The sequence below is a fragment of the Niallia sp. FSL W8-1348 genome (assembly GCF_038006745.1).
Classification (GTDB): domain Bacteria; phylum Bacillota; class Bacilli; order Bacillales; family Cytobacillaceae; genus Niallia; species Niallia alba.
Genome location: NZ_JBBOVV010000002.1, coordinates 657,974 through 670,286, shown reverse-complemented (window position 1 = coordinate 670,286; position 12,313 = coordinate 657,974). Strand labels below are relative to the sequence as shown.

Annotated in this window: 12 protein-coding genes; all 12 read left to right on the top strand. The window is 35.7% G+C overall.

Annotated elements, in window-relative coordinates:
* Positions 1-3 precede the first annotated feature (3 nt).
* The 12 genes from NST60_RS21735 to NST60_RS21680 all read left to right on the top strand — a co-directional run bounded on the left by NST60_RS21735 (position 4) and on the right by NST60_RS21680 (position 12,311).
* Positions 4-705, top strand: a complete 702-nt coding sequence (locus tag NST60_RS21735) for a demethylmenaquinone methyltransferase (RefSeq protein ID WP_101730955.1) — start codon at positions 4-6, stop codon at positions 703-705.
* 233 nt (positions 706-938) lie between these two features.
* Positions 939-1,901: a heptaprenyl diphosphate synthase component II gene (gene hepT, locus NST60_RS21730; RefSeq protein ID WP_016203038.1), complete on the top strand. Its 963-nt coding sequence runs from the start codon at positions 939-941 to the stop codon at positions 1,899-1,901.
* A gap of 137 nt (positions 1,902-2,038) precedes the next feature.
* A complete protein-coding gene (gene ndk, locus NST60_RS21725; protein WP_016203039.1) occupies positions 2,039-2,485 on the top strand; it encodes a nucleoside-diphosphate kinase in 447 nt (148 codons plus the stop codon).
* A 211-nt stretch (positions 2,486-2,696) separates the two neighbouring features.
* Positions 2,697-3,470: a CheR family methyltransferase gene (locus NST60_RS21720; protein WP_016203040.1), complete on the top strand. Its 774-nt coding sequence runs from the start codon at positions 2,697-2,699 to the stop codon at positions 3,468-3,470.
* Between the two features lie 339 nt (positions 3,471-3,809).
* Positions 3,810-4,982 (top strand): chorismate synthase, encoded by a 1,173-nt coding sequence (gene aroC / locus NST60_RS21715; RefSeq protein ID WP_016203041.1) that lies wholly within the window; start codon positions 3,810-3,812, stop codon positions 4,980-4,982.
* Complete coding sequence (gene aroB, locus NST60_RS21710) at positions 4,982-6,064, top strand: 3-dehydroquinate synthase (protein WP_169188774.1); 1,083 nt, start codon at positions 4,982-4,984, stop codon at positions 6,062-6,064. Before aroC ends, aroB begins: the two co-directional genes overlap by 1 nt.
* Positions 6,065-6,430 carry a chorismate mutase gene (aroH, locus tag NST60_RS21705; protein WP_016203043.1) on the top strand — a complete coding sequence of 122 codons (366 nt, stop codon included), beginning with the start codon at positions 6,065-6,067 and terminating at the stop codon, positions 6,428-6,430.
* A gap of 20 nt (positions 6,431-6,450) precedes the next feature.
* On the top strand, positions 6,451-7,554 hold the full coding sequence (hisC, locus tag NST60_RS21700) for a histidinol-phosphate transaminase (RefSeq protein WP_341100122.1): 1,104 nt from the start codon (positions 6,451-6,453) through the stop codon (positions 7,552-7,554).
* A gap of 26 nt (positions 7,555-7,580) precedes the next feature.
* On the top strand, positions 7,581-8,684 hold the full coding sequence (locus NST60_RS21695) for a prephenate dehydrogenase (protein ID WP_016203045.1): 1,104 nt from the start codon (positions 7,581-7,583) through the stop codon (positions 8,682-8,684).
* A 16-nt stretch (positions 8,685-8,700) separates the two neighbouring features.
* Complete coding sequence (gene aroA / locus NST60_RS21690) at positions 8,701-9,990, top strand: 3-phosphoshikimate 1-carboxyvinyltransferase (RefSeq protein ID WP_016203046.1); 1,290 nt, start codon at positions 8,701-8,703, stop codon at positions 9,988-9,990.
* Positions 9,991-10,125: 135 nt separating this feature from the next.
* A complete protein-coding gene (locus tag NST60_RS21685) occupies positions 10,126-11,025 on the top strand; it encodes a hypothetical protein (protein WP_016203047.1) in 900 nt (299 codons plus the stop codon).
* Between the two features lie 23 nt (positions 11,026-11,048).
* The gene (locus NST60_RS21680; protein WP_016203048.1) at positions 11,049-12,311 is read left to right on the top strand and encodes a tetratricopeptide repeat protein; all 1,263 of its coding nucleotides are present in this window, start codon (positions 11,049-11,051) and stop codon (positions 12,309-12,311) included.
* The last annotated feature ends 2 nt before the right edge of the window (positions 12,312-12,313 follow it).

Genomic DNA, 12,313 nt, shown 5'->3' with positions numbered 1-12,313 from the left:
AAAATGCAAGAGCAGCAATCTAAAGAAGAAAAGGTACATAATGTATTTGAAAAGATTTATGGTAATTACGATAAAATGAATTCTGTTATTAGTTTTCAACAACATAAATTGTGGCGAAAAGACACAATGAAAAAAATGAATGTACCAAAAGGAGCAGCATGTCTGGATGTATGCTGTGGAACAGCTGATTGGACAATTAGTCTAGCCGATCAGGTTGGGCCTTCTGGTAAAGTGATTGGGCTTGATTTTAGTGAAAATATGTTGAGTATTGGGAAAGAAAAAACAGCTGATTATCAAAATATAGAACTTCTTCATGGTAATGCAATGGAATTACCCTTTCCTGACAATCATTTTGATTTCGTGACAATTGGCTTTGGCTTACGAAATGTTCCTGACTATTTAACTGTTTTAAAAGAAATGAGAAGAGTAGTAAAACCAGGAGGGATGGTAGTATGTTTGGAAACATCTCAGCCAACAATGCCGATTTTTAAACAAGGATATTATGTATATTTTCGATATATCATGCCTCTTTTTGGTAAATTATTTGCGAAAAGTTATAAAGAATATTCTTGGCTCCAAGAATCTGCACGTGATTTTCCAGGAATGAAAGAACTTGCTACTATGTTTAAAGAGGCTGGTCTACATAAAGTGACTTATAAACCGTATTTCGGCGGAGTTGCTGCAGTTCATTTAGGTTATAAGTAAACGAGTCAGAATTAGGATTTAAACAGTCTAAATACGTGTGCACTTATAGTGTCTAATCGTGAAAATCTTACAACACAAATGTTGAGTATTTCAGTAAACTTATCATCATGTATTTAGACTACATGTTAATAATCCTAAACCATTTGAGACAGATTATTTTTACTTAAGCATTTTATAATGTGAAACAATACATAATTATTTCAAAATATCGATACAAGTTGGGTGAGTAGTTGGTGAAATTAAAAATGATGTACTCATTTTTGAATTCGGATATAGAAAAAATTGAGCGAGCATTGGAAGAAACAGTACAGGCAAACTCTTCCATATTACATGAATCTTCCTTGCATTTATTGCAAGCGGGCGGAAAAAGAATTCGACCGATATTCGTATTGCTTGCTGGACAATTTGGGAACTATGATATTCAAAAAATAGAGAAAGCAGCAATTTCTTTAGAATTAATTCACATGGCTTCTTTAGTTCATGATGATGTTATAGATGATTCGGATTTAAGAAGAGGACAACCTACGATTAAAGCAAAATGGGATAATAAAGTTGCCATGTATACAGGGGATTATATTTTTGCCAGGTCAATGGAAATAATGAGTGAGATAGATAAGCCTGCTGCTCACCGAGTCCTTGCTAATACAATAGTGGAAGTATGTATCGGAGAAATACAGCAAATTAAAGACAAATATCGATTTGATCAGAATATCAGAGATTATTTTCGGAGAATAAAACGGAAAACGGCTCTATTAATATCAGCAAGCTCTTTAGTTGGTGCAATAGTCTCTGATGTAGAGGAAAAGTATCAGCAAAAGTTATATCAATTTGGCTACTATGTGGGAATGTCCTATCAAATCATTGATGATGTGCTTGATTTTGTCGGGACGGAACAAGAATTAGGGAAACCTGCTGGAGGAGATTTACTTCAAGGCAATATTACCTTACCTGTTTTGTTTGCGATGGAATATGAGCAGGTTAGGCAAAAAGTGATAACTGTTCACGAAACGATGCCTAAGAACGAATTAATGGACATTATTGATAGTATTAAAAGTACAGATGCTATTGATCGATCTTTACAGGTTAGTGATATGTATTTAAACAAAGCGTTGCATACCATTCGTGATTTACCAAGCGGAAAAGCAAAATCAGCACTTACTAATATTGCAAAGTATTTAGGAAAACGCAAATTTTAGAAGAAATGGGAATTTCCCAAAGTAATCATCCTATATGAAAGCGTTTGAAAAACCTTTTGCAAAATTTGGATTTTTATGTTAAGTTTTTCATGAATGACCATGTTTACTAGTCTAATACATATGGTAGGAGTGAGCTTATGGAAAGAACATTTCTAATGGTAAAGCCAGATGGGGTACAAAGAAATCTAATAGGAAAAATAGTAACCCGATTCGAAGAAAAAGGTTTTCAGCTTGTTGGCGCAAAGTTTATCCATGTTTCTGAAAATATAGCTGAACAACATTATGCAGAGCATAAGGAAAAGCCTTTTTTTACAGAATTAGTAGATTTTATCACTTCTGGTCCTGTTTTTGCTATGGTTTGGCAAGGAGAGGGAGTAATTGCAAAATCAAGACTAATGATGGGCAAAACCGATCCTTTAGAAGCTTTACCAGGAACCATTCGAGGAGATTTTGGCGTAGTAAAACATAAAAATATTATCCATGGATCAGATGGAAGAGAAAGTGCGCAAAGAGAAATTTCCCTTTTCTTTCGAGAAGAAGAGATAGTAGAGTATAACAAATTATTAGATAGTTGGATTTACTAATATTAGCTTACGATAGCTGTCCTATGCAGGGCAGCTATTTTATTTCACTACACACGCCACTAACCGGGTCCCTGCGCTTTTCTTGTCTCCCAAGGGCTGATGGGCTTTTCTAGTAATTATATGAATTATCGGAATAAAATTTGGCCCTTTTGCGGGAAAATCGTATATACTAAAAAAGAAGTAGATATTATGATGGTTGAGAGGAATTTACATGGAGAAGGATTTTCAAGATTTTATAAAGAATTTCTATCGAATATCAGGAATAGATTTATCTTTATATAAAGAAGCTCAAATGAAAAGAAGGTTAACCTCTCTTTATGAAAAAAGAGGCTTTACTTCCTTTGCAGAGTATTTTAAGGCAATACATACAGATAAAAATTTGTTAGACGAGTTATTAGATCGAATGACAATCAATGTCTCCGAGTTTTATCGAAACTTTAAACGCTGGGAGGTATTGGAGAAAAAAATATTGCCCGATCTCCTCCAATCAAAATCACAGCTAAAGGTTTGGAGTGCAGCTTGCTCAACAGGAGAAGAGCCGTATACTTTATCCATGCTCTTAATGAATGAAATGAAGGCAAGGGACTTCCAAATTCTTGCGACAGATATTGATATTAACGCACTAGAAAGAGCGAAAAAGGGTGTTTATTTAGAACGAGCATTGAATGAAGTGCCAATTGCTCAAAAGGATAAGTGTTTTGAAAAAGAAGGTACAATGTACAAAGTTAAAGAAGAAGTGAAAAAAAATGTTATGTTTAAGCAGCAAAATTTATTATCTGATTCGTTTGGTGGACCATTTGACTTAATTGTTTGCAGGAATGTTCTGATCTATTTTACAGAGGAAGCGAAAGATCAGCTTTATCATAAATTTGCCCAAGCATTAAGACCTGGTGGGATATTCTTTGTCGGTAGTACGGAACAGATTTTTACACCTGCCAAATATGGATTAGAAACAGCGGATACTTTTTTCTATCGAAAAATATAAAAAATTTCCATCCATGGAGTTTTTTTCTTCATCCTCCCCGGATGGTTAGTTGCACTTATCGAATCTTTACGGGAAAGTTCCAGTCTCGCTTCATCGATTTTCGGCAGTTAGCTGACTGGTTAGCTGCTCGTTAAGAGTGAGGAAAATAATGGCAAAACAATGATGTCATTTTGTCGTTGTTTTGCCATTGTTTGAATCAGTGTTTTTTTCTTATGTGATAGGAAAACGATATTCTAATATTTTGCAAAGATTTTTAGATTTTCTCTATTCATAACAGGATTGGTATGTTATATTGGAACATAATCACTTTAAAGCGTTGAAGGGAGAAAGGATTTATTTATGAGATACTTAACATCTGGGGAGTCGCATGGTCCCAAATTAATTACGATTATAGAAGGACTTCCTGCTGGAATGCCTTTATTAGCAGAAGATATAAATGAGGAACTAGCTAGAAGGCAAAAGGGGCATGGCAGAGGAAGAAGAATGCAAATTGAAACAGATACTGTTGAAATTGGCGGTGGTATTAGACATGGCTATACATTAGGTTCACCTGTTTCTCTAATCGTAGAAAATAATGATTGGAAGCATTGGACCAAAATTATGGGGCAGGATCCGCTTGATGATGCAGAAGCAAATGATATAAAAAGAAAGATTAGCCGTCCAAGACCTGGGCATGCCGATCTAAACGGGGCCATTAAATATGGTCATCGTGATATGAGAAACGTGTTAGAGCGTTCGTCAGCACGTGAAACGACAGTTCGTGTGGCAGCAGGAGCGGTAGCGAAGAAATTACTTGCTTTGTTAGGGATTAAAGTTGCTTCTCATGTAGTGGAAATTGGTGGTATAAAATCAAAAGTTGCAGATTATGAATCGATTGAAAAGCTTAAGGAAATCACAGAAAATTCTCCAGTTCGCTGTTTAGATGAAGAAGCGGGACTGGAAATGATGAAGGCGATTGATGAGGCAAAAGCGAATGGCGATTCGATTGGCGGAGTTGTCGAAGTGATTGTGGAAGGCATGCCGATTGGTGTTGGCAGCTATGTTCATTATGATCGTAAGCTAGATGCAAAGCTTGCCGCTGCCATAATGAGTATTAATGCATTTAAAGGAGTAGAGATTGGCATTGGTTTTGAAGCTGCGAGAATGCCTGGAAGTGAAGTCCATGATGAAATTATCTGGGATAAAGAAACCGGTTATTCACGTAGAACGAACCGTTTAGGTGGTTTAGAAGGTGGAATGACTAATGGAATGCCGCTAGTTGTAAGAGGAGTAATGAAGCCGATTCCGACCTTGTACAAACCGTTAAAGAGTGTTGATATCGATACAAAAGAAGAATTTACAGCAAGTATTGAACGAAGTGATAGTTGCGCGGTTCCAGCTGCGTCAGTAGTAGCAGAGCACGCTGTTGCTTGGGAGCTTGCTTCAGCCATTGTTGATCAGTTTTATTCTGATCGTTTCGAAGGACTTGTAGCTAATATTGCTGAGCACAATAGACATGCGAGGGAATTCTAATGCACACTGTTTCTATTCAAACAGCGTCAAAACAATACGATGTATGGATTGGGGAACATGTTATTAATCAGCTAACTTTTTTTATACAAAAGAATTTTGCTGACGCAACAAAAATCTTGATTATTACAGATGAATCGGTAGAAAAGCTGCATTTGAAGACAGTAGAAAATAAACTTTCCTCTTTTCCTGTTATTACATATACAGTACCAGCAGGAGAAAAGGCGAAAACTTTTGACGTTTTTTATGCTTGTTTGACTTATATGCTCGAACAACATTTAGACCGTAAATCATTAGTGCTAGCATTGGGTGGGGGTGCGGTTGGTGATTTAGCTGGTTATGTAGCTGCGTCCTTTATGAGAGGAATTCCTTTCATTCAGATACCTACAACTATTTTAGCTCATGATAGTGCGGTTGGGGGGAAAGTCGCTATTAATCATCCTCTTGGAAAAAATATGATTGGTGTTTTTAATCAGCCAGAAGCAGTTATCTATGATACAACTTTTCTAACTACGCTACCACTTCAAGAGCTGCGTTCAGGGTTTGGAGAGGTAATCAAGCACGCATTAATAAGTGATGTAGCGTTTTATCATGAATTGCAAAGTCAGATAAGTGATTTATCAAAAGTAAATGTAGGTTATTGGTCAGCGATTCTGGAAAAAGGAATTCTTGTTAAACGGGCAATTGTAGAAAAGGATGAAAGAGAAGCAAATGTACGTGCCTTTTTGAATTTTGGTCATACGTTAGGTCATGCAATTGAAGCTGAGATGGGTTATGGGAAATTTACGCACGGGGAAGCAATTGTTATAGGAATGATTTTTGCGTTAAGATTAAGCAAACAGAAATGCGACTTAGTATTTTCTATTGAGGAATTCATAAAGTGGCTTAAACAGCTTGGATATGCCTATGATATTCCAGAAAATTTAGAAATAGACCGTTTGATTGATCGAATGAGACAGGATAAAAAATCGGTAAATGGAACGATCCGTTTTGTCCTTTTGAAAGAATTAGGAATTCCTGTTCTAGTAGAGATGAATGAAGAGGAAATAAGAAAAGAATTAGCGTTATTCAAAGGTGGGAAGTAGATGATTAGAGGAGTTAGGGGAGCTATAACGGTTGAAAATAATATCGAAGCAGAAATATTATCAGCTACAGAAAGCCTTTTTAAAGAGATGATTAAGGCAAATAAGATAAAAGCAGTTGATGTAGCATCAGTATTCTTATCGGTAACAGATGATATAAATGCTGCTTTTCCAGCTAAAGTTATTCGAATGCAAGAAGATTGGACCTACGTTCCAGTAATGTGCATGAAGGAAATAGCTGTTCCGCAGGCGTTAGAAAAGTGCATTCGTATTATGATGCATTGGAACACTGAGCTTCGTCAAGATGAAATCCAGCATACTTATTTAGAAAAGGCTATTCAATTAAGACCAGATTTAACAAAACAATAAAACTACTCGGGGTGAAAAAAATGAAATGGAAACAGCAGCTTTTAGGTTTAAAAGCTTATCAACCAGGTAGAACGATAGAAGAAGTGAAAAAACAATTTAATTTAGAACATATTGTAAAACTTGCGTCTAATGAGAATCCATTTGGAAGCTCTCCCAAAGTATTAGACGCCTTAAAAAAAGTCGATGGTTCTTATGCTTTATATCCGGATGGATATGCTACAAACCTTCGTTATGCGCTAGCTGATTTCTTAAAGGTTACACTAGAAGAATTAATACTAGGAAATGGTTCAGATGAAATCATTTTAATGATATCTAGAGCTTTACTAAGACCAGGTTTAAATACGGTAATGGCTTGCCATACGTTCGGCCAGTATAAGCATAATGCAATTGTTGATGGGGCAGAAGTCAGAGAAGTTCCACTTACAGAAAAAGCGGAACATGATTTGCCTGCTATGCTTGCAGCAATTGATGATAATACAAGTGTTGTTTGGCTATGCAGTCCGAATAATCCAACTGGCACATATATTCCTGAAAAGGAATTACTCACTTTTCTAGAAAAGGTTCCAGAAGACATTCTTGTTGTGCTGGATGAAGCATATTACGAGTATGTAGTTGCAGGCGATTATTATGATTCTATTTCTCTAACTAGACAGTTTAGTAATCTTATCGTGTTACGAACATTTTCAAAAATATATGGTCTTGCGAGCTTCCGTGTAGGATATGGTGTTGCGAATGCTACACTATTAAACACGTTAGATCCGATTAGAGAACCGTTTAATGTCAATACATTAGGTCAAATCGCAACAGAAGAAGCATTAAAGGATCAGGAGTTTGTGGAAAGTTGTAGACAGAAAAATAGAGAAGGATTAGAGCAATTATATCGTTTTTGTGAGGAAAATAACTTATCCTACTACCCATCACAAACAAACTTTGTTTTAGTTGATTTTAAAATAGACGGCGATGAAGTATTCCATTATTTAATGAGTAAAGGATTTATCGTACGTTCTGGAGTTCCTTTGAAATTCCCTACTTCTGTTCGTATTACAGTCGGATCAAAAGAAGAGAATGAAGGATTGATTAAAGTTATGACGCAATTTCTTACTGAAAAGAAAGTAGCGAAATAATAATGCGAATAGAAGGCGGTGCTAGAATGAACGGTCGCGTCTTCATAATAGGTTTAGGACTTATAGGTGGATCGTTAGCTTTATGCATAAAAAAAGAACACCCAGAAAGCATCATCACTGGTTACGATATTTCACAGGATAATTTGAAATTAGCGAGCATGCTAGGTGTTATTGATGAACGCTCAACAACAATTGAAGAAGGAGCAAAATCGGCTGATCTCATTATTCTTTCTACACCAGTTAAAGAAACAGAAAAAATCATGGAAACTCTTTCTAAAATGGAGTTAAAACAAAATGTATTAATAACAGATGTTGGGAGCACCAAGTCTGTTATAACGAAAAAATCGCAAGTGCTATTAGATAAAGGCATAACCTTTATAGGAGGACATCCGATGGCGGGATCTCATAAAAGTGGAGTGTCTGCTTCAAAAGTGATACTTTTTGAAAATGCATTTTATTTATTAACTCCTCCTGAAAGAGTTAATGATCAGCATGTTCAACACTTGCTGAAATGGTTACAAGGAACGAATGCAAAATTTCTTGTTATTTCTCCAGAAGAGCATGATTTATTAGCAGGTGCAATCAGTCATATGCCTCATATAGTTGCGGCATCTTTAGTTCACCAGGCAGATCATATTAGTGAACAACATAAACTGGTAACAAGATTAGCTGCTGGTGGATTCAGAGACATAACTAGAATTGCCTCTAGCAGTCCTTCTATGTGGCGAGACATATTAATACATAACAAAAACGTATTAATGGAGTTAATGAATGACTGGAAAAAGGAAATGGATAAAGTCCTCTCATTTATTGAAAAGGAACAAGCAGAGGAATTATATGACTATTTCGCTAGAGCTAAAAAGGTAAGGGATGGCTTGCCTCAAGATCAAAAGGGTGCGATACCGGCGTTTTATGATTTATTTGTTGATGTACCCGATTATCCAGGGGTAATATCTGAAATTACTGGTTATTTAGCAAAAGAAAATATAAGTATAACTAATATTCGAATAATGGAAACTCGGGAAGAGATTTTTGGAATCTTGGTTATTAGTTTTCAGACAGAGGAAGATAGAGTAAGAGCACAAAAGTGTATTGCTTCTTATTCAAATTATGATACTACGATTGGATAGAACGAAGGTGAATCAATTGAATTTAATAACACTTAAACAAAATACTTACGGATTAAAAGGAGAAATTACAGTACCAGGTGATAAATCAATTTCTCATCGTTCCATTATGTTTGGATCGATAGCAAAGGGGAAGACGAGGGTTACCAATTTCCTTTTAGGGGACGATTGCTTAAGCACTATCTCTTGTTTTCGAAAATTAGGAGTATTAATAGAACAGAATGAAGAAGAAGTAGTTATCCACGGAAAAGGTACAGAAGGACTACAAGAACCAAAAGAAATTTTAGATGTTGGGAATTCTGGTACAACTATCAGGTTATTAGCGGGAATATTATCAGGTTTGCACTTTCATAGTACATTAATCGGTGATTCTTCGATTGGTAAGCGTCCAATGACAAGAGTGGTTACTCCATTAAGAGAAATGGGTGCGAAAATTGATGGAAGAGAAGATGGTAAGTATACTCCTTTATCTGTTCGCGGGGGCGACTTACAAAGTATAACTTATCGTTTGCCAGTAGCAAGTGCCCAAGTAAAATCCGCTATTCTATTTGCTGGTCTAAATGCAGATGGTGTTACAAAAGTAATTGAGCCAGTCGCTACAAGGGATCATACCGAAAGAATGATAGAGCGATTCGGTGGAGAGATTAGCAGACAAGGAAATGAAATTTATGTAACAGGTGGTCAGAAGCTTACCGGAACGGACATTCATGTTCCTGGGGATATCTCTTCAGCGGCATTCTTCCTAGTGGCTGGTTGTATTGTTCCTAACAGCTATATTACGTTGAAAAATGTTGGCCTAAATCCGACGAGAACAGGAATATTGGAAGTTCTTCAAAACATGGGAGCAACCATGGAATTTCAAAAAAATGATGCTGATATTTTTGAACCTACAGCAACCATTACAGTATCAACAAGTGATTTGAAGGGAACTACGATTGGAGGAAACATCATTCCGAAATTAATCGATGAAATCCCGATTATTGCTTTGTTGGCAACACAAGCAGATGGTGTAACGATAATAAAAGATGCCCATGAATTAAAGGTAAAGGAAACAAATAGGATTGATACAGTAGTGTCAGAGCTAAAAAAATTAGGTGCAGATATACAAGCAACAGATGACGGAATGATCATCAAGGGAGGAAAGAAGCTCACTGGAGCGAAAGTAGACTCTCATGGTGACCATCGTATTGGCATGATGCTTGCAATTGCTTCACAGATTTGCGAAGGAGAACTTATCCTTGAAAATGCGAATGCGATTGCAGTATCCTATCCCTCTTTCTTTTTGCATCTTAATAACTTAGCTGTTTAAAGATAAAAAATCGTCGATGAACTTTATGTTTATCGACGATTTTTTGCTTCTACAGAAAATCAGAAAATCTTGATTTGTGGAATATTTGCTAACTCTAAATCATAGCTTGTCTAAAAGACTAGGTGGTGATTTGGGATGCAATATATTATTGAAGATATACATTTATTAAAGCGGCAAAGGGTAAAAAAGACTTCAATCCTTATCGAGGAAAATCGAATTGAATTGTTGAAAGAAAAATTCCACTCCTACCAATACATGCGAATGGATGGAAATCCTTATATAATGACTCCCACTACAGTTATTTTAGAAAATCAAGTGAAGCAAATTACTTCTACTTCTCAACAAAGAAATTATATAGAAGAGAATTTAATCAAAAAAGGATGTACAACCTTTCTTTTTTATTTAGAAGTAAAAAGAGAAAGGGAATTGCCCATACAATTAAAGAAAATGAAGAATCAACTACTAAATTGTGCAATTGATTATGTAACAGGAGTAAAAATTCCTTTGAAATTATTGTCACCTAGTTTTGTCCGCGCTTGCAAAAGAGAAAAACTTCCCGTCTTATTTATAGAAATTGAGGAAGTAAAGGCATTGTATCAAGTTCCATGGGGCTGGATTAAAGAGGCGCTATTCCCTTATAATGCACCATTAGTTCCGATTTTTTTAATGGAAGATGAGCAAGAAAAGAAAATGGCTCAAAATATATGGTCAAGATTAATGAGAGATGTTAAAATACCATCTATTCCCCATGAAATAAAAGAAGGGATAGCAATTGCCTATCCTGATTTAGTAAAAATGGGGATATATCCATTTAAAGGAAATATTTATCAAGGTGGAGAAGTAACATATAATTTATTTGCTTTCGACGATTCAATCATAAATATTGAAGAAAATGATTTGTTTCATTATCATTATGATAGAATACAAATGACTATTCACAAAGGAAAATGTATTCGAGCAGGGGATAAAGTATTTTACCGTCCCGGCTATGGTGAATTACTTGAAGTAAAAGTACCTTCCTTCCTGACAATATAGAAGGAGATTAGAGAGGATATCATATGGAAAGAGTTAATGAAATTATCGCTTTATTAGAAGACGGACAACAAGAGAAAGCGTTGAAATATTATCAAGATGTATTGAAATCGGGTAATAATGAAGAAAGATTTGTGCTAGGAGAGGAACTATTTCAGCTAGGATTTTTGGAAGAAGCAAAAGATCTCTTTTTAGTTTTACTGGAAGGTTATCCCGAAGAAGGAGAATTGCTTGTCTTAGTTGCAGAAGCGGAAATGGAACTAGGGAATGAGGAAATAGCAATTTCTTATTTAGAACAAATCAACCCGAATGATCCTTCTTTCCCTCAAGCATTGCTATTGCTTGCAGATCTTTATCAAATGGATGGGCTGTATGAGGTCAGTGAACAGAAATTGAAAGAAGCAAAAAAAATCCTGCCAGATGAAGTGATTATTGATTTTGCGTTAGGGGAATTATATGCCGAACAAGGGAAAATTACCGACGCAATTAAGTCCTATCAAAAGGTATTACCTACAGAGGAAAATATCGCTGGAGTAAATATCAATGGAAGAATCGCGGATAATCTAAGTGCTGGAGGAGCATTTGAGGATGCTATTTCTTATTATGAAAAAGCATTAGAAGAAAAAATCGAGATAAATACACTTTTTAATCTGGCTTTGACAGCTTCGCAAGCTGGTTTATATACGATTGCTATTAATCGCTTTGAAGAGGTAAAAGGTTTGGATCCCTCTTACCATTCTTTATATCTATATTTGGCTCGTGCGTATGAACATGAAGAAATGCTTGATGATGCGTATAATACGGTAGTCGAAGGGATAAAGCAAGATGAGTTTAATAAAGATTTATACCTATATGGTGGTAAATTAGCTTTAAAACTTGGGGACGAACAAAAAGCGGAGGAACAATTTAGAGAAGCGCTTGCGATTGATCCTGAATTTACAGAAGCAGTTCTTTTGTTGAATAAGTTATTTTTAACACAAGATCGATTTGAAGATGTTCTAGAGCTAATTGAGATGATGGATAAGCTCGAAATAGAAGAGCCACAGCTACATTGGGATGCTGCCAAAGCATTTCATGGAATTGAAAAATATTCAGAGGCATTAAACAAATATCAATTAGCATATACTTTCTTTAAAGAACTTCCAGATTTTCTATATGATTATGGATATTTTCTTTTAGAAGAAGGAAAAAGAAGGGATGCTGCCGAAATTTTTAATATGCTTTTACAAACAGATCCAAGTAATGAGGAGTATATTGAAATATTGCAACGCCTTATGGATAACGAATAAGT

What these genes read in the sequence shown, in the direction of transcription:
- NST60_RS21735 (WP_101730955.1), top strand. Translation starts at nt 4, where the DNA reads ATGCAAGAGCAGCAATCTAAAGAAGAAAAGGTACATAATGTATTTGAA.
- ndk (WP_016203039.1), top strand. Translation starts at nt 2,039, where the DNA reads ATGGAAAGAACATTTCTAATGGTAAAGCCAGATGGGGTACAAAGAAAT.
- NST60_RS21720 (WP_016203040.1), top strand. Translation starts at nt 2,697, where the DNA reads ATGGAGAAGGATTTTCAAGATTTTATAAAGAATTTCTATCGAATATCA.
- aroC (WP_016203041.1), top strand. Translation starts at nt 3,810, where the DNA reads ATGAGATACTTAACATCTGGGGAGTCGCATGGTCCCAAATTAATTACG.
- aroB (WP_169188774.1), top strand. Translation starts at nt 4,982, where the DNA reads ATGCACACTGTTTCTATTCAAACAGCGTCAAAACAATACGATGTATGG.
- aroH (WP_016203043.1), top strand. Translation starts at nt 6,065, where the DNA reads ATGATTAGAGGAGTTAGGGGAGCTATAACGGTTGAAAATAATATCGAA.
- hisC (WP_341100122.1), top strand. Translation starts at nt 6,451, where the DNA reads ATGAAATGGAAACAGCAGCTTTTAGGTTTAAAAGCTTATCAACCAGGT.
- NST60_RS21695 (WP_016203045.1), top strand. Translation starts at nt 7,581, where the DNA reads ATGAACGGTCGCGTCTTCATAATAGGTTTAGGACTTATAGGTGGATCG.
- NST60_RS21685 (WP_016203047.1), top strand. Translation starts at nt 10,126, where the DNA reads ATGCAATATATTATTGAAGATATACATTTATTAAAGCGGCAAAGGGTA.
- NST60_RS21680 (WP_016203048.1), top strand. Translation starts at nt 11,049, where the DNA reads ATGGAAAGAGTTAATGAAATTATCGCTTTATTAGAAGACGGACAACAA.